Consider the following 16,551-nt stretch of genomic DNA (forward strand, 5'->3'; position numbering starts at 1 on the left):
AACGGGCCACTTACAGGGGGGCAGCGGTCCGCTTCGCTGGCCTTGGGCGCGCCGCTGCCCTAGGCTGCCTGGGCGATATGACAGTCAAAAGACGCAATTCAGAGCAGACCTTCCAGTGAACGACATCACCACCGACATTCCCGATAGCGCGGGCCCTCAGATCGAGCCGATCGACATCGTCGATGAGATGAAGACGAGCTATCTCGATTACGCGATGAGCGTGATCGTGTCCCGCGCGCTTCCCGACGTGCGCGACGGTCTGAAGCCGGTGCATCGCCGCATTCTGTATGCAGCGCAGGTCGGCGGCTATCACGCGAATAAGTCCTATAACAAATCGGCGAAGATCGTCGGTGACGTGATGGGTAACTACCACCCGCACGGCGACAGCGCGATCTATGACGCGCTGGCCCGCATGACGCAGGACTGGTCGATGCGTCTGCCGCTGATCGATGGCCAGGGCAATTTCGGCTCCATGGATCCGGATCCGCCGGCGGCCATGCGTTACACCGAAAGCCGCCTTGCCCATGCGGCGACGCCGCTGCTGTCGGATCTCGACAAGGATACGGTCGATTTCGTCGACAACTACGACGGGTCCGAGCAGGAGCCTTCGGTCCTTCCCGCTCGCTTCCCGAACCTCCTCGTCAATGGCGCGGGCGGCATCGCGGTCGGCATGGCGACCAATATTCCGCCGCACAACCTTGGCGAAGTGATCGATGGCGTGTTCGCCATGATGGACAATCCGGCGATCACCATTGATGAACTCACCGAGATCATCCCCGGCCCCGATTTCCCGACCGCCCCGCTGATCCTGGGCACGGCAGGCGCGCGCGCCGCCTATCGCGAAGGGCGCGGGTCGATCCTGATGCGCTGCCGGCATGAGATCGAGAGCCGCCGCGGCGACCGCGAATCCATCGTCCTCACCTCGATCCCCTATCAGGTCGGTAAGGCGGGTCTGGTGGAAAAGATCGCCGAGGCCGCCAAGGACAAGCGGATCGAGGGCATCACCGACATCCGCGACGAGACCAACCGCCGGGGCGTGCGCGTGGTCATCGACCTGAAGCGCGATGCTACGGCAGAGGTCGTGCTCAATCAGCTGTGGCGCCATACGCCCGCGCAGTCGTCCTTCCCCGCCAATATGCTGGCGATCCGCGGCGGCCGTCCCGAAACGCTGAACCTGCGCGAGATCCTGCGGACCTTCATCCATTTCCGCGAAGAGGTCATCACCCGCCGCACCAAGTACGAGCTGAACAAGGCCCGCGAACGCGCGCATGTCTTGCTCGGCCTCGTCATCGCGGTCACCAATCTGGACGAGGTGGTGAAGATCGTGCGCGGCTCCTCCAGCCCCGCGGTCGCGCGCGAGACGCTGCTGGCCCGCGAATGGGAAATGGGCGAGATCGCGCCTTATATCCGTCTGGTCGAAGCGATCGAGGAGCATGAAGACGCGCCGGAGGCGGCGACCTATCGCCTGTCCGAACGGCAGGTGCGCGCCATCCTCGAACTCCGCCTCCACCGCCTCACGGCCATGGGCCGCGACGAGATCGGCGAGGAACTGGAAACCATTGCCGCGGCGATCAAGGAATATCTCTCGATCCTCGGCGACCGGGTAAAGCTTTACGAGGTGATGCGGCAGGAGCTTTTGGAAGTGCGCGAGCGTTTCGCCACGCCGCGCCTCTCCGAAATCGCGCCCGCGTGGGACGGTCTCGACGATGAAGATTTGATCGAGCGCGACGAGATGGTCGTGACCGTCACCCTCGACGGCTATATCAAGCGCACCTCGCTCTCCACCTTCCGCGCGCAGCATCGCGGCGGCAAGGGCCGTTCGGGCATGAGCACGAAGGACGAGGATGCCATCTCGGCACTCTTCGTCACCAGCACTCACAACCCGGTGCTCTTCTTCTCCACCAGCGGCAAGGTCTATCGCCTCAAAGTCTGGAAACTGCCTGAGGGCGGACCGGCCACGCGCGGGCGGCCCATCGTCAACCTGCTCCCATCGCTGGACAAGGACGAGGGCATCGCCGCCGTTCTGCCTTTGCCGGAGGACGAGGACAGCTGGGGCGCGCTTCATGTCGTGTTCGCCACGGCGAAAGGCAGCGTGCGCCGCAACGCGATGGACAGCTTCTCGAACATTCCGTCGAACGGCAAATATGCCATGCGATTCGACGAGGCTGGCGGAGACCGCCTGATCGGCGTGGCCCTGCTTGATTCCAACGATGACGTGCTGCTCGCCAGCCAGCAGGGCAAGGCGATCCGCTTTGCCGCCGAAGATGTTCGCGAATTCCAGTCGCGCACCTCGACCGGCGTGCGCGGCATGACGCTGAAGGACAAGGACGAGGTCGTCTCGCTCTCGATCCTCAAGGGCCTGACCGCATCGCCGGACGAGCGCGACGCTTACTTGCGCGTCGCCCCGTGGAAGGATGCCGAGGCCGAGCGCGACGAGGACCAGCAGGCGATGGCCGAGGACGAGGAATTCATCCTCACTGTCTGCGCCAATGGCTATGGCAAGATCAGCTCAGCCTATGAATACCGGAAGACCGGGCGCGGCGGTCAGGGCATCGTCAATATCGACAATATCGAACGCAACGGCCCCGTCGTCGCCAGCTTCCGCGCCAATGTCCGCGATCAGCTGATGCTGGTGACGGACAAGGCCAAGCTGATCCGCATCAACCTTGAAAGCCTGCGCGTGCTGGGCCGCAACACGGCGGGCGTGCGCCTGTTCGATGTCGGCAAGAACGAACATATCGTCTCTGTCGCCCGCATCGACGAGGAAGAAGCGCCCGAGACCGAGGCCGAAGAGGCCATTGTCGAGGAAATGATCGGCCGCGATGCCGAGGAGACGACGCCCGAGACCACGCAGGACCGCGACGATCCGGTGGACGACGAGGATACGCCTCCTACCGAGGATTGATCCGCAACCGGAAAACGAAAACGCCCGCCAGTCAGACCGACCGGCGGGCGTTTTTCTTGGGCACGTGACCTATTTCCTGATTTCGCGCGAACGCAGCGTGCGGTTTACCCCGGTGACGATCAGGAGCTGCCCGATATAATAAAGCGGCCACACCAGCTCCGACACGGCAAGGCCGACCGCCCCGCCCACTTCCAAGAGGTGCGCCTGCGTCGCGATCAGCAGCAGTTCGGAGACGAGATAAAGCAGCGCGCCAAGCCCCACGCGCTGGCGCGGAAAGCGGCTGAGCCATGCGATGGCAGCGGTGATCGCCAATAGCGCGGCGCTGGCGGCCACGGCGCCCTGCCCCACTTCGCCCACCATCAAGAGCCATGCCAGCACCGGCGCGATCACCACGGCCGCCAGCCCCGCCAGCATCATCGCGGGCCGCACGCCGGGGCGATGGTTGCGCCAATACAGCACGATCGCCACCAGCTGCGACAAGGCATGCGCAATCCCGCCCCAGCCATATTCCAGCGTGGTAAGCGCGTCGCCAATGGCCGCGATCCCCATGACCGCCGCAATCAGCCGCCCGTCCAGCCCATGATGCCGCCGCCACGAATAAACCGCCAGGAACGCCACCGGCAGGAACTTCAGCCCCAGCAGATACAGCCCCGGCGTCATCGTGTTTTCAAACCCGAGCCACCACACCAGCGCCATCACGATGGACAGCATCAGCCATGGTCGGCGTTCGATAAGGGCACGCTTGGGCATTAAAACTCCACTGGTCTGCCGGGGTTTTGCAAACCGGCGTGCGCGTGATTGCATTTGCCAAGGGGGCAAGGCAATCGCTATCGGCGCCCCATGGATAACAAGACTTACGATATTCACGTCATCGGCGGCGGCCTCGCCGGCAGCGAGGCGGCATGGCAACTGGCGCGCCGGGGCTTTTCCGTGCGGCTTTCCGAAATGCGCGGTGGCGGCGGTTCGACCGATGCGCACCAGACCGACGGGCTGGCCGAACTGGTGTGCTCCAATTCCTTCCGCTCGGACGACGACACCTCGAACGCGGTCGGTCTGCTGCACCATGAAATGCGGGAATGCGATTCCCTTGTCATGCGCGCGGCGGCAGAGGCGCAGGTTCCCGCGGGCAGCGCGCTTGCCGTGGATCGTGATGTCTTTTCCGCCCATGTCGAAAAGGCGCTGGCCGATCTGCCGAACGTGACCATCGTGCGCGAGAAGATCGATGTCCTGCCCGATGCGGGCATGACCATCGTCGCCACAGGCCCGCTGACCGCAGCATCGCTGGCGTCCAGCATCGGCGCTGCCACCGGGGCCGAAGCCCTCGCCTTCTTCGATGCCATCGCGCCCATCGTGCACCGCGACACCGTCGACATGGACATCTGCTGGATGGCCAGCCGCTGGGACAAGGGTGACGGGAAGGATTACATCAACTGCCCCATGAACAAGGAGCAGTATGTCGCCTTCCGCCAGGGCCTGCTCGATGGCGAGAAGACCGAGTTCAAGGAATGGGAAGCGAACACCCCCTATTTCGAAGGCTGCATGCCGATCGAGGTCATGGCGGCACGCGGCGAAGACACCTTGCGCTTCGGCCCGATGAAGCCGGTGGGTCTCGACAATCCGCATGCCGCAACGCCCGAATTTCCGAACGGCCGCTGGCCCTATGCGGTGGTGCAGCTGCGGCAGGACAATAAGCTGGGCACCTTGTGGAACATGGTCGGATTTCAGACCAAGCTGAAGCATGGCGCGCAAAAGGAGTTGTTCCGCACCATCCCCGGCCTTGAAAAGGCGGAGTTTGCGCGGCTTGGCGGGCTGCATCGCAACACGTTCCTGAACTCGCCGATCCTGCTGGATCGCCAGCTTCGCCTGAAATCCGCGCCGCATATCCGTTTCGCCGGACAGATCACCGGGTGCGAGGGTTATGTCGAAAGCAGCGCCGTCGGGCTGATGGCGGGCATGATGGCCGCCGCCGAAATGGCGGGCCGCCAATGGACCAGCCCGCCGCGCACGACCGCGATGGGCGCGCTACTCTCCCACATCACCGGCGATGCCGAGGCGGACAGCTATCAGCCGATGAATGTCAACTTCGGCCTCTTCCCCATGCCCGACGAGGCGGTGAAGAAGAAGGACCGGAAGCGCGCCTACACCGAGCGCGGCAAGCGCGACATGCAGCACTGGTTGAGCGAGACCAAGGCGGCAGAGCCCGCCTGACCTAGCAGGAGCACTTCGGCTTAGGCTTCGGGGACCGCTTGGGCGCAGAGGTCGCGAATTCGGCAGGGGTCAGGCTGTCGTTTCCATCCGCGTCCATCTTCTCGAACCGGTCGACGGTGGTGACGGCCCATTCCTCGAAGGTCAGCAAATTATTGCCATCCTTGTCCAGCTTCCGGAATGCGGCGGTGCGGGTCGAGAGCATTTCGTTTCGCGTGATCTCAAGGTCGCGGTTGCGGTCATAACGGAAGAACCGCTTCTGCTCGCGCGTCAGCTCCTTCGCCTCGGGCAGTTCCGGCCCCTGCATGTCGCCGACATCGGCGGTCGGCAGGTCTTCGGGATCGGGCTCCGCCGCGACGATCTCTTCGGGTTCCGGCGGCGGCGGTGCGGGCGCCTCCACCGCGCGGCCCTGCCACCAGAAAACGCCGATTGCGACAAGGATCAATGCCCCGAAGGCGCCGAAAAGCGTCCGGTTCATCGGCTGAGAATCCGTGAGATATATGCGACCATGCCGGGGGGCATAGCAAACCAGTCGTTAAGCAAAAACTATCGAATTCACAGCATCTTCACGGCCGATCCTACCGCCCGGTCAGCCCTGCTCTGACCGCCGCGAGGAAATCGCCGCCGCCGCCGATATGCCGCCCATCGCCCGCCGCGCGCTCGGCCATGGCGCGCAGGGCCGCCAGAGGGCGCATCGGGCGGGAAAGCCGCGAGGACACCGGCTCGGCCCCTGCCAACAGAGCTGTCACGCCCTCACGTTCCGCCCCGTCAGTCAGATGGCCTGCCAGATCGGCCAGCGCCCAGCGAAAGCCCGCCTGGTGTGCCGCCTTGCCATCATCCTGCGCGCCGCTGATCCGCGCCAGCGCCGCCATTGCTCCTGCGCGTCCGTCGGCAAAGGCGACCATGTCGGTGACATCCAGCGCGCCCTCGCCCACCAGTGCTTCCCAGCCCTCTGCCAATCCGGAAAGCGCGGCGCGTTCATCATTCCATGCCGCCAGCCGCGCCAGCAGCGGTTCACCCGAAGGCCAGGCATCGGCAGGCTTGTCGAAATTCTCCCGCCACCATGCCAGCCGCAATTGCGCCAGCATCGGCTCGCTCGCCTGCGCGACAATACGGGCGAATCGCGAATCGAGTTCGAAGATATCAACCCAATATGGCCGCCAGCGAGCAGGCGCATAGGCGATCGCCAGACGCTCCGGCGGGGTCAGCGCGTCGAAAGCTTCCCCGGCAAGGGGCGGATCCCCCTTGGCTTGCGTGTTTAATGAGTTGTTTACCATGTTCCTTGGGATCGTGCTTACCAGAGTTGCGCTAGCTCTTGTCCTTGAACGCGCGCCTTGCCCTTTTTCCGCCTGAATATCGAGGGGCTGCGCGCATGGATTTATGGAGTTTGCGCCCTATGACCAGCAATCGCCTCCGTCGCTACGCCAGCCGGATCAAGACCCATGCGGCCTCTTGCGCCAGCCGCTTTGCCCGGGATTCGCGCGGCAATGCTACCATGCTGGTCGCCTTTGCAATGCCGATGATCATCGGCGGTGGCGGCATGGCCATCGATTTCGGCCAGTTCTACCTGTGGAAGCGCGAGCTGCAATACGCCAACGATCAGGCTGCCATCGCGGCCGCATGGGAGATGATCGAGAGCGGCAGCCAGAGCAAGATGAGCGAACGCGCGCTATACGCCTTCCGCACGAACGAGCAGGTCACCAACAGCTTTAACCAGGAGCCGACGGTCGAGCTGGCATTCTGGTCGGGCGGTGACGAGGACGGGAACGAGAACTCCGTCATCGTGACGTCGAGCGCAACGAAGCGCCTGCCCTTCACCAGCTTCTTCACGAAGGACGCCACCACCGTCGCCGTTAAAAGCCAGGCGACCTTTGCCGGTACGAAGACCTTTACCAGCTGCCTGAAAGCCATCGAAGAAGACGTCGCGGAAGGCACGACCATCACCATCGGCGGCAATGCGATTTTCACCGCAAAGTGCGGGATCATGGCGCTCTCAGCATCGTCGCGCTATTGCGTCGAATACGACAGCGATAATGTCTGCACAAAGTGGGAGGGTGAAGATGCGATCAGCAACAACGGCACCTCCTACGAGCTGGAGGCAGGCACCATTGTCACCGCCGGCACGGTCAGCGATGACATCAAGGCATCGGCAGAGGAAACCGGCGACGAAATTTTCGAGAAACAGCCAGGCCTGACCGACGAATTCGCCGATCTCGACCCGCCAGAGCCTGACTCGAATACGCCCACGGGCGTGTACACTTGCTCGAAGACCAACAAGAAAAAGCTGAACGAGGGCCTGAACCCCGGTGATGACGGCTATGTCTGGATGGGCGTGGCCAATCCCGGCCTTTACGAAGGAGGCATCACGGTCAGCTGCGACACCACTTTCAAGCGCGGTGTCTATTACCTCAGCGGCGGATCGCTGACCATCAACGGCAATTATGCCGTATCAAGCGAAAAGGGCGTGATGTTCGTGCTTTATGACGGCGCCGACTTCAAGATCAACGGCGGCGCCGACATCAATCTCAACGGCATGGAGAACGACCAGCTCCTCGCGCTCGGCTATACCGAGGAGGAAGCCAACACCCTTGACCGCATGCTGGTGTGGGAATCGCGCGACAACGACGAGAACAATGGCAACATCCTCAATGGGTCGAGCAACACCTATCTGAACGGCGCGTTCTATACCCCGGTTAATACGCTGAATCTGCAGGGAACCGCCGACGTCGCAAACGCCTGCCTGCTGATCGTCGCCAATAAGATCAACCTGACCGGCACGCTCAACATGCGCGATTTCTGCGAAAATGATCCTGATCTCGTCAGCACGACCGTGATCTTCGGCACCGTAAAGCTGGTGGGATGATGGCGATGCAAAAATTCATCAACCGGCTGCGCCGCGACGAAAAAGGCTCGGCCCTGATCGAAACCGCCTTTGTCGCCCCCTTCCTCGTCTTCATGAGCCTTGGCGGGGTGGAAGTGTCGAACATGGTCAAGCGCCAGAGCGAGCTGCAGAATGCAGCAAGCAAGGCGGCGGAAATCATCATGGCCGCCGCACCCGAAGACGATACAGCCACCAGCGCCATGCTGACCGGCGTTGCCGCGAAGCTGGAAGCCGACACGGGGCTGACGACGCATGTGCTGGGCTTCGATCAGGATCCTGACGAAACGAAGAAGAACGTCGCTTATGTCATGCGCCGCTATCGCTGCGGCAATTCGAAAACCTTCAAGAAGGCGGATACCGGCTGCACTGATTCGACGAATGCGCGAGAATTCATCGTCTTTCTGATGCGCGATGATTACACGCCCGTCTGGAAAGATTTCGGCATCGGCGAGACGCTGCAATACAGGGTCGAGAAATCGATTCAGATCGCGTGATGGACATGACCGGCAAGCTACGCACCTTCCTTCGCGATGAGAATGGCGCCAGCGCGATCGAATTCGTGATCCTGGCACCGATGCTGATCATGGCACTTCTGGGCGTGATGCAGGTCGGTTTCTATATGCAGGCGCAGAACGCGCTGGCCAGTATTGCCACGGACATGAGCCGTTTCATGTCGGTCGAGTATCAGCGCGACAACAAGATTACCAATACGCTTCTGGAAAACCGCGCCTATTCGCGGGCGATCGGTGCGCCTTACCTGCTTCAGCCCGAAGGAATTTCGGTTTCGGCAAAAGACGCATCAACGCAGACTATCAGCAACGTCCGCGAGATCGAGCTGGAACTGGGCTACAAGGTACCCAATGTCATGGCTTTTGCCAGCTTTGGGCCGATGGACCTGACCTACAAGAAATCAATCTTCGTCCCGAACTGACGGTATTCGACAGCCATGATGCAAAAAGGGCCGCCCGACACTTGGGCGGCCCTTTTCATTTGTCATCCTGCCTGCCGTCAATCGACGTAGCAGACCTTCTTCGCCGCCTTGACGATGCGGTCGGCATCGATCAGCGCCAGCTTCTCAAGGTTCGCCGCATAAGGCAGCGGCACGTCTTCGTTGGCAACGCGCAGGACCGGGGCGTCGAGGTCGTCGAAGCCCTGCTCCATGCAGACCGCGATGATCTCGCTCGCGATCGAGCAGACCGGGAAGCCTTCCTCGGCGACGACCAGGCGGTTGGTCTTCTTGAGCGAAGCCAGCACCGTTTCGGTATCGAGCGGACGCAGCGAGCGCAGGTCGATCACTTCCGCGTCGATCCCCTCGCCTGCCAGCTTCTCCGCCGCTTCCAGCGCGAAGCCGACACCGATGGAGTACGAGACGATCGTCACGTCCGAACCTTCGCGCATGATGCGCGCCTTGCCGATGGGCAGAACCCAGTCGTCAACGTCGGGCACATCGAAGCTCTTGCCGTACATCAGCTCGTTTTCGAGAAACACGACCGGATCGGGCGAACGGATCGCTGCCTTCAGCAGGCCCTTGGCATCGCGGCTGTCATAAGGCGCAAGCACGACCAGACCGGGGACCGAGGCGTACCAAGGGCCATAGTTCTGCGAGTGCTGCGCACCCACGCGGCTGGCAGCGCCATTGGGGCCACGGAACACAACCGGGCAACGCATCTGGCCGCCCGACATGTAATTGGTCTTGGCCGCCGAGTTGATGATGTGGTCGATCGCCTGCATGGCGAAGTTGAAGGTCATGAACTCGACGATGGGCTTCAGGCCGCCCATCGCAGCGCCCGTACCGATGCCGGCAAAGCCATATTCGGTGATCGGCGTGTCGATGACACGCTTGTCGCCAAATTCGTCCAGCAGGCCCTGCGTTACCTTGTACGCGCCCTGATATTCGGCGACTTCCTCGCCCATCACGAAGACGGTCTCGTCGGCACGCATTTCCTCGGCCATCGCGTCGCGCAATGCTTCGCGCACTGTGGTCGAGGTCATCGAGGTGCCCTCGGCGATCTCGGGATCGTTGGCGCGTTCCTTGGGGGCGGGCTTTGCCTCGGGCGGCTGCGCGCCTTCGCTCGGCTCGGCCTCGCGGCCCACGTCCTTGCCTTCGCCCGGAACGTCCTTGACCTCTGCCGCAGCGCCGCCGTCGACATCGCTGGCGTCGCCGTCGAGTACTGCGATCACGGTGCCGACCTTCACGTTCTCCGTCCCTTCCGGAACGGTGATCGCGCCGACGGTGCCTTCATCGATGCACTCGAATTCCATGGTCGCCTTGTCGGTCTCGATCTCGGCGATGATGTCGCCGGGCGACACGCTGTCACCTTCCTTGACCAGCCACTTGGCAAGCGTGCCTTCCTCCATCGTCGGGGAAAGCGCGGGCATCTTGATCTGGGTCGCCATCAGTAGTTCTCCACCAGCACGTCGGTGTAGAGCTCGGATGCTTCCGGTTCAGGCGAACTCTCGGCGAAATCCGCCGCCTCGTTCACGGTGGAACGGATGTCCTTTTCCATCGACTTGAGCTTGTCCTCTTCCACGCCGCGCTTGATCAATTCGGCCTTCGCCGCCTCGATCGGGTCGTGATGTTCGCGCATGTTCTGCACCTCGTCGCGGGTGCGGTACTTTGCCGGGTCCGACATGGAGTGGCCGCGATAGCGATAGGTGTTGAGCTCCATCAGCACGGGGCCGCCGCCGCCGCGCACATGCTCCAGCGCAACCTCGACCGCGCCGCGCACGGCGAGCACGTCCATGCCGTCAACGTCCATGCCCGGAATGCGGAAGGCGCTGCCGCGGCGGTGGAACTCGGTCTCTGCCGAGGAACGCGCGGTGCTGGTGCCCATGGCGTACTGGTTGTTCTCGATCACGAAGATGATCGGAAGTTGCCAGAGCGAGGCCATATTGAAGGTTTCATAGACCTGGCCCTGGTTCGCCGCGCCATCGCCGAAATAGGCAAGGCATACGCCGCCGTCTTCCCGGTACTTGTGCGCAAAGGCAAGCCCTGCGCCCAGCGGCACCTGGGCGCCGACGATGCCGTGGCCGCCATAGAACGCATGTTCGGTCGAGAACATGTGCATCGAACCGCCCTTGCCCTTGGAGATACCGGCCTGGCGGCCGGTCAACTCGGCCATGATGATTTTCGGGTCGATGCCATAGGCCAGCATGTGACCATGGTCACGATAACCGGTGATGACGCTGTCCTTGCCCTCGGTCAGGGCGGACTGCAGGCCGACGGCAACCGCCTCCTGCCCGATATAGAGGTGGCAAAAACCGCCGATCAGACCGAGTCCATAAAGCTGCCCGGCCTTCTCTTCGAAACGGCGGATGAGCAGCATCTGCTCATAAAGTTTCAGAAGTTCATCGTCGGTAGCCTTGTACGAACCTTTTTCCTCAAAGGTCGTCTGCAGGCTGTGCAGCTTGAATTCGAGATCGTCGGACGGAGGCGTTACGGGTTTTTTCGCGGCCAAGTCAGGTTTCCTCGTCTGCGATCAGGGCTGTAAGGGAGGTTTTGCCCTGATTTCGGGGTGCGGGTATATGGTCGAAACGCTTGAAGACGCAAGGAGGCTCCCGCCGATTCCAATTGCGGTTTTCGCAAATTCCAAGCGTCAAAGACAACTCGCACACGCACAAATCCGCATGGTGCAATGCAGCACCACGCTCACCCCTGATCGGGCGATCACTTGTCGCGGGGGACGACGACCTCGTCGGGATGAGCAACGTTGAGATTGCTGCGCAGCAATTCGCCGACCAGGTCAGGATCGGCATTTTCCGGGTCGAGCAACTCGACGCGGTTGGCGATCCGGTCACGCTCGGCTCTCAGCTTCGTCAGTTCGTCCTGCCGGTGCTCAAGCTTTTGCGAGCTTTCCGCCCATGCGGAAACGCCGGTGGGGCCAACCAGCGCGGCGGCGGCCAACATGATCACGCCGAGCGCCGCGGCCATCTGGCCGATACTACGGCGACGCGCACGCGGCTGCACGGGAAGCTTGCGCCCCCGCCGTACAAGTCCGAATTCGTGCTGATCTGCCATACTCTAGCAGAATCACGGTTAAGACATAGAATCAAGAGCAATGATGGGAGTGTTAGCATTAATTCGGATCACAAGCGCCGAACCGAGTCAATAATGCGACCAAACGCCGCCGCAGTGCGCCACGCCTGCCGCCCCGCCCGTTTCGCCGGGCAAAGCTGCAAGCACCCGATTGCCATTTGCCGCACCGCTTCGTAAACGGGCCCCGGCGCGCCCGTAGCTCAGCAGGATAGAGCACCAGATTCCTAATCTGGGGGCCACAGGTTCGAATCCTGTCGGGCGCACCATTTTGCCATAGAAGTACGCACTGGCTCGTCGCGTCGAGCGAATGCTATGACCCATGCTTCGAGCGCGCCCTTCGTGCCGTAAATTTCGATTGATTGCTTCGTCATCCTGACTTCGCTGACGAATGCATTGACTTATCTTTTGCGTAGCGATGGATCATCGGAACTACGCAAACGCTTTTTCAGAATATCAGCGAAACGGATTACATGATCCTCGGAAATACGGATGTTTTTGTTTCCTATCTGCCGAACCAGCGCTTGAGCCTCGACTTCGTCCACGATCAGATAGCCTCGGGCAGACGGTTCCGGATCCTCAACGTGGTCGATGGCGTGACGAGGGAGTGCTTGGCCGCACTGCCGGACACCTCGATCTCGGGGCACCGTGTCGTACGCGAGTTGACCCGGCTGATTGCCCAGCGGGGCAAGCCCGGCATGATCGTCAGCGATAATGAGACTGAGCTCACCAGCAACGCCGTGCTGGCCTGGTGCGGCGAGATCGGCATTGAGTGGCATTACATCGCTCCGGGAAGGCCGATGCAGAATGGCTATGTCGAGAGCTTCAACGGCCGCATGCGCGACGAGCTTCTCAACGAGACCCTGTTCCTCAGCATGGCATATGCACGAGTCGAGATCGCCGCTTGGGCGGAAGACTACAACCGGGAGAGACCGCACTCATCCCTTGGCTACGCAACCCCGGCGGCATTCGCCGCCAAACTGGATAAGCAATGGCCTGCTTCGACCGCGCTCATGCGCAATACAACCGCCCGGCTCTAATCCCATCTGGGGGAAACCTGGGGGTCACGTCACCAGCACTCTCGGGGTCATCGCGATGAATTTCGCCAATTCCCAAATTGTGATGCTGTATGGCTCCTCCCGAATTCTTCGATTTGGCGGCGGAATCGCAGCATTGTCGGGCATGGTGCTGGTCGCTTTGTTCGCCATGCCCTCCCTTCCCTTATTCTGGTCTGTATACGCAGCCCAATCGACATATGTGGCAATGGTCGGCTTGATCGTGGCAAATTCCGTCGCCGGCGCCATGAACGTCGACCCGCAAAGTACCGGATCAGTTTCCTCGCTGGTCGGGGCGATGCATTATGGCGCAGGGATAATCGGGGCTTCGTTGGTCGCCCTTTTGTATGACGGCACACCAAGACCTGCCATGTGGCTCATCCTTTTGTTTGGCGGGCTTGCATGGCTGCTCGCTTCGCGCGCCATGGTAGTCGTCAGAACGGCGTGAAGGGCTATGATGGCCTCAATAAACAGTCTGGTATTACCGGCTGGTGAATTGAACCTCGCATTTCGATTGCCGTACTTAAACGCGATAGCGGTCTTTTTCATGACGCCTTTTGGCCGATTGCGGACCGGCAGCTTTTGGGTGCGGAAGAAAGAAAAGCCGACACCGGCGCTCCCAACGGTAGATATTAAGGTGCCATAATATGGCGTAGCCACCGCCTTCGGCAAAGTCCGTCAACAGCAGACACCGCCTTTGCACCACGCCAAGATAGGTCGCTGCTGACTGTCGACGCCCTTGAAAGATGCGGCGTTTTACCCCTGCCTCAGGGACGGGCGAGCATGTCCATCTTGCCGGTTTCATTATGCGCGGTGCCCGCCATGCCCACGGCCTCACCGATCAGCAGCAATGCGGGACCATCTCCGATTGCGGTCGTGGCCATGATGCCAAGCAGATCGAGCCGACCGGTAAACACACGGGCCGTCGGAAGGCTGGCATTCTCGACAATGGCGACAGGGGTATGACCGGCAAGACCGTGGTCCATGAGTTGGCGTGACACCTCTGCTGCGGCAGCCTTCCCCATGTAGATCGCGAGGGTCGCCTGCGGATCGGCAAGGGTCTGCCAGTCGAGGTCAAGCGCCTCGCCCGCGCGCGCGTGGGCGGTGACGAATGTCAGCTTGCGGGCCAGTCCGCGCAGGGTCAGCGACAGGCTGAGATCTGCGGCGGCGGCACTTGCCGCGGTGATGCCGGGGCAGATACGAACGGTCACGCCCGCCGCGCGGCAAGCCTCCAGCTCTTCCGTGGCGCGGCCGAAAATCGCGGGATCGCCGCCCTTCAGGCGCACCACGCGATTTCCTGCCAGCGCAGCCTCCACGATAAGGGCGTCGATCGTCTTCTGATCCTTCGAATGGCGGCCCGAACGCTTGCCCACATGGACAAGGCGCACGCCGGCGGGGATGAGGTCCAGCACACCTGGCCCCACCAGCGCGTCATGGAATACCACGTCGCAGCTGTTCAAAAGGCGTTCGGCCTTGCGGGTCAGCAGATCGGGATCGCCGGGGCCAGCGCCCACCAGCCATACCTCGCCAGTTGCAATCATCGCGTTACGGTCAGTGGTCATCGTCGGCCTCCAGTCAAAGAGCGACGCATGAATGCGCGCCGCGAAACAGCCCCGATTGGGGCCATGCAGGCGGCGTCATTGCCGTATATGTCGTTAGAGGACTTTGCTGCTTTGCCCTTCCTTGGGCAGGCGCGTCCGATCCTTTGGTTTTTACACGATTCCCTTCGCATCCGCAAAAGAAAACATCATCGCGTGGCAAGGCTGATCAGCAAGGCCGCGAACAGCGCCACGCTGACGATCTGCCAGAACCGAACCGGATCGCGCTCCAGCAAGGGACGTTGCTGCCGCCGCGCCCAGTCTTTGGGCGGTCGGCGCAGATCGGCAAGGAATTCGGAAAGCGCATCGTGCCGTTTCAGCGGATCGGGATGAACCGCCTTTCTCAGCGCCTCGTCCAGCCATGCGGGCACGGCATTGTCTTCGCCCCGCGCGGCGCGATAGCGAAGCGCGCGCTGATCACGGCGGGATCGGATTTTCGCGACCTGCGTGCCATAGGGCAGTTCGCCTGTCAGCATTTCATAGGCGATGACGCCCAGCGCATAGAGATCGGAACGCCAGCCGACCGGATCGCCCGACAGATATTCGGGCGCGGTATATTGGAACGTGCCCGGCATCAGGCCCGCCGTGCCGGGGGCGGCCTCTTCCACCCCTGCCACGCTGGTCGATCCGAAATCGATGATCAGCACCGTGCCCGCCTCATCGATCATGATGTTTTCGGGGCGGATGTCCTGATGCAGCATGTCCTTGCGGTGAAACGCGCGCAGGCCCCGCGCGATCTGCTCGACGATGCCGCGCATGTCGTCGGGCGTGCAGCGGGGATGATCGTGCATCCACTGGCGCAATGTCCGCCCCTTCACATGCCGGGTGACGCAATAAAGCGCAGTGCGTTTTTCCGGCGCGGGCGCGGCCTTCAGCACATGCGGGCTTGAAATGCGGCGCGCGATCCATTCCTCCAGCACGAAGCGTTTGAGATAGGCTTCGTCCTCCGCCATTTCGCGCGTCGGGATCTTGATCGCCACCGCCGAACCGTCTGGCGCCTTTGCCAGATAGACATGGCTGCGCGCGCTGGAATGCAGGCCGCGCAGGATCGTGAACCCATCCAGCACATCGCCCGCCTTGGGGAGAGCGGGCAACGGAAGAAGCGCGGTCTCCGGTCCCATCGCTTCTTCCAGAGCGGCATCGCGTTCGGGCAGCGCGTCGATCCTCACGATCTGGCAGGTGAGATTATCGGCGCTGCCATTGGCTAGCGCAGCCTGCGCGATCATGCGCGCGGCATCGTCCAGCGTTTCGGATGCCGCGATAGCCTCTGCCACCGTGCGGCCGTCGACATGGTCATGCACGCCGTCGCTGGTGATCAGCCACACCTGCCCCACTTCCAGCGGAACGCGGGCGTAATCGGCCACGACCTCTTCGCCAATGCCCAATGCGCGCTCAAGATAGGATTCGCTGGCCGACAGGCGTTTCACATGATCGCGCGTCAGCAGTTCAAGGCTGATGCCGGTCAGCCGCTGGATGCGGCTGTCGCCAATGTGGAAGAGATGCGCGTGCCGTCCTTTCAGCACCAGCGCGGAAAAGGTGCAGGCCATGCCGGCATCGGCGTCATATATCCCGGCATTGCGATTGGCATCGTGCAGCCAGCGATTGGTCGCCGCAATTACCCGCATGCCCGCCGTCTTGACCGACCAGGCGTCCGACGTGGAAGGATAATCGGCAAGGAATGAAGTCACCGCCGTGCGCGCCGCCTCTGCCGATACGCGGCTTGAACTGATGCCGTCCGCAAGGGCCAGCACCACGCCTTTCATGGCGCTCTGACCGGCATCTGGCATCAGCGCGCCATGAAAATCCTGGTTTTCGGGCTTTGCCCCGGCATCCGAATATTGGCCGATAGATACGCGCAGCATGGGTCGTTACTC

At 62.1% G+C, this 16,551-nt stretch carries 14 protein-coding genes, 1 tRNA gene and 1 pseudogene; 8 read left to right on the plus strand and 8 right to left on the minus strand.

Annotated features, from left to right (window positions below):
* Positions 1–115 precede the first annotated feature (115 nt).
* Entirely contained in the window at positions 116–2,905 is a 2,790-nt protein-coding gene (gyrA, locus tag A9D13_RS16660) for a DNA gyrase subunit A (protein ID WP_066776211.1), read from the plus strand.
* Positions 2,906–2,974: 69 nt separating this feature from the next.
* Here the strand turns inward: gyrA and A9D13_RS16665 are convergent, their stop codons facing one another.
* On the minus strand, positions 2,975–3,655 hold the full coding sequence (locus A9D13_RS16665; RefSeq protein ID WP_066776214.1) for a lysoplasmalogenase family protein: 681 nt from the start codon (positions 3,653–3,655) through the stop codon (positions 2,975–2,977).
* Positions 3,656–3,745: 90 nt separating this feature from the next.
* Here A9D13_RS16665 and trmFO point away from each other — a divergent pair, with 90 nt between their 5' ends.
* Positions 3,746–5,113 carry a methylenetetrahydrofolate--tRNA-(uracil(54)-C(5))-methyltransferase (FADH(2)-oxidizing) TrmFO gene (gene trmFO / locus A9D13_RS16670; protein WP_066776217.1) on the plus strand — a complete coding sequence of 456 codons (1,368 nt, stop codon included), beginning with the start codon at positions 3,746–3,748 and terminating at the stop codon, positions 5,111–5,113.
* 1 nt (position 5,114) lies between these two features.
* On the opposite strand, the gene A9D13_RS16675 is transcribed toward trmFO, so the two are convergent.
* Positions 5,115–5,588 (minus strand): EF-hand domain-containing protein, encoded by a 474-nt coding sequence (locus A9D13_RS16675; RefSeq protein ID WP_066776219.1) that lies wholly within the window; start codon positions 5,586–5,588, stop codon positions 5,115–5,117.
* 100 nt (positions 5,589–5,688) lie between these two features.
* Positions 5,689–6,387: a hypothetical protein gene (locus tag A9D13_RS16680; RefSeq protein WP_082922511.1), complete on the minus strand. Its 699-nt coding sequence runs from the start codon at positions 6,385–6,387 to the stop codon at positions 5,689–5,691.
* Positions 6,388–6,506: 119 nt separating this feature from the next.
* Between A9D13_RS16680 and A9D13_RS16685 the strand changes: the two genes are divergently transcribed.
* Genes A9D13_RS16685 through A9D13_RS16695 form a run of 3 tightly spaced genes read left to right on the plus strand, consistent with a single transcriptional unit; the run spans position 6,507 to position 8,922 of the window.
* Positions 6,507–7,973 carry a TadE/TadG family type IV pilus assembly protein gene (locus A9D13_RS16685; RefSeq protein ID WP_066776222.1) on the plus strand — a complete coding sequence of 489 codons (1,467 nt, stop codon included), beginning with the start codon at positions 6,507–6,509 and terminating at the stop codon, positions 7,971–7,973.
* A 5-nt stretch (positions 7,974–7,978) separates the two neighbouring features.
* On the plus strand, positions 7,979–8,485 hold the full coding sequence (locus A9D13_RS16690; protein WP_172808212.1) for a TadE/TadG family type IV pilus assembly protein: 507 nt from the start codon (positions 7,979–7,981) through the stop codon (positions 8,483–8,485).
* 5 nt (positions 8,486–8,490) lie between these two features.
* Positions 8,491–8,922, plus strand: a complete 432-nt coding sequence (locus A9D13_RS16695; RefSeq protein ID WP_172808213.1) for a TadE/TadG family type IV pilus assembly protein — start codon at positions 8,491–8,493, stop codon at positions 8,920–8,922.
* A gap of 77 nt (positions 8,923–8,999) precedes the next feature.
* On the opposite strand, the gene A9D13_RS16700 is transcribed toward A9D13_RS16695, so the two are convergent.
* The 3 genes from A9D13_RS16700 to A9D13_RS16710 form a co-directional block, all read right to left on the minus strand.
* On the minus strand, positions 9,000–10,388 hold the full coding sequence (locus tag A9D13_RS16700; protein WP_066776231.1) for a pyruvate dehydrogenase complex E1 component subunit beta: 1,389 nt from the start codon (positions 10,386–10,388) through the stop codon (positions 9,000–9,002).
* Positions 10,388–11,449, minus strand: a complete 1,062-nt coding sequence (pdhA, locus tag A9D13_RS16705; protein ID WP_066776234.1) for a pyruvate dehydrogenase (acetyl-transferring) E1 component subunit alpha — start codon at positions 11,447–11,449, stop codon at positions 10,388–10,390. Before pdhA ends, A9D13_RS16700 begins: the two co-directional genes overlap by 1 nt.
* A gap of 209 nt (positions 11,450–11,658) precedes the next feature.
* Complete coding sequence (locus A9D13_RS16710; RefSeq protein WP_066776753.1) at positions 11,659–11,922, minus strand: FtsB family cell division protein; 264 nt, start codon at positions 11,920–11,922, stop codon at positions 11,659–11,661.
* 294 nt (positions 11,923–12,216) lie between these two features.
* Between A9D13_RS16710 and A9D13_RS16715 the strand changes: the two genes are divergently transcribed.
* The 3 genes and pseudogenes from A9D13_RS16715 to A9D13_RS16725 all read left to right on the plus strand — a co-directional run bounded on the left by A9D13_RS16715 (position 12,217) and on the right by A9D13_RS16725 (position 13,527).
* Positions 12,217–12,293, plus strand: a tRNA-Arg gene (locus tag A9D13_RS16715).
* Between the two features lie 240 nt (positions 12,294–12,533).
* Positions 12,534–13,064, plus strand: a pseudogene (locus A9D13_RS16720) (integrase core domain-containing protein); the annotation flags it as partial.
* A 55-nt stretch (positions 13,065–13,119) separates the two neighbouring features.
* Entirely contained in the window at positions 13,120–13,527 is a 408-nt protein-coding gene (locus A9D13_RS16725) for an MFS transporter (RefSeq protein WP_156522139.1), read from the plus strand.
* A gap of 319 nt (positions 13,528–13,846) precedes the next feature.
* On the opposite strand, the gene cobA is transcribed toward A9D13_RS16725, so the two are convergent.
* Together cobA and A9D13_RS16735 are read right to left on the minus strand one after the other, a co-directional pair.
* Complete coding sequence (cobA, locus tag A9D13_RS16730; RefSeq protein WP_066776239.1) at positions 13,847–14,641, minus strand: uroporphyrinogen-III C-methyltransferase; 795 nt, start codon at positions 14,639–14,641, stop codon at positions 13,847–13,849.
* 185 nt (positions 14,642–14,826) lie between these two features.
* A complete protein-coding gene (locus A9D13_RS16735) occupies positions 14,827–16,539 on the minus strand; it encodes a bifunctional protein-serine/threonine kinase/phosphatase (protein ID WP_066776241.1) in 1,713 nt (570 codons plus the stop codon).
* Positions 16,540–16,551 lie beyond the last annotated feature (12 nt).

The sequence above is a fragment of the Croceicoccus mobilis genome, from assembly GCF_001661965.1.
Classification (GTDB): Bacteria; Pseudomonadota; Alphaproteobacteria; order Sphingomonadales; family Sphingomonadaceae; genus Croceicoccus; species Croceicoccus mobilis.

Bases quoted from the DNA above. Each gene is read 5' to 3' on its own strand.
- A9D13_RS16665 (WP_066776214.1), bottom strand. From the start codon at position 3,655: ATGCCCAAGCGTGCCCTTATCGAACGCCGACCATGGCTGATGCTGTCC.
- trmFO (WP_066776217.1), top strand. From the start codon at position 3,746: ATGGATAACAAGACTTACGATATTCACGTCATCGGCGGCGGCCTCGCC.
- A9D13_RS16675 (WP_066776219.1), bottom strand. From the start codon at position 5,588: ATGAACCGGACGCTTTTCGGCGCCTTCGGGGCATTGATCCTTGTCGCA.
- A9D13_RS16680 (WP_082922511.1), bottom strand. From the start codon at position 6,387: ATGGTAAACAACTCATTAAACACGCAAGCCAAGGGGGATCCGCCCCTT.
- A9D13_RS16685 (WP_066776222.1), top strand. From the start codon at position 6,507: ATGACCAGCAATCGCCTCCGTCGCTACGCCAGCCGGATCAAGACCCAT.
- A9D13_RS16690 (WP_172808212.1), top strand. From the start codon at position 7,979: ATGCAAAAATTCATCAACCGGCTGCGCCGCGACGAAAAAGGCTCGGCC.
- A9D13_RS16695 (WP_172808213.1), top strand. From the start codon at position 8,491: ATGACCGGCAAGCTACGCACCTTCCTTCGCGATGAGAATGGCGCCAGC.
- A9D13_RS16700 (WP_066776231.1), bottom strand. From the start codon at position 10,388: ATGGCGACCCAGATCAAGATGCCCGCGCTTTCCCCGACGATGGAGGAA.
- A9D13_RS16710 (WP_066776753.1), bottom strand. From the start codon at position 11,922: ATGGCCGCGGCGCTCGGCGTGATCATGTTGGCCGCCGCCGCGCTGGTT.
- A9D13_RS16725 (WP_156522139.1), top strand. From the start codon at position 13,120: ATGAATTTCGCCAATTCCCAAATTGTGATGCTGTATGGCTCCTCCCGA.
- cobA (WP_066776239.1), bottom strand. From the start codon at position 14,641: ATGACCACTGACCGTAACGCGATGATTGCAACTGGCGAGGTATGGCTG.
- A9D13_RS16735 (WP_066776241.1), bottom strand. From the start codon at position 16,539: ATGCTGCGCGTATCTATCGGCCAATATTCGGATGCCGGGGCAAAGCCC.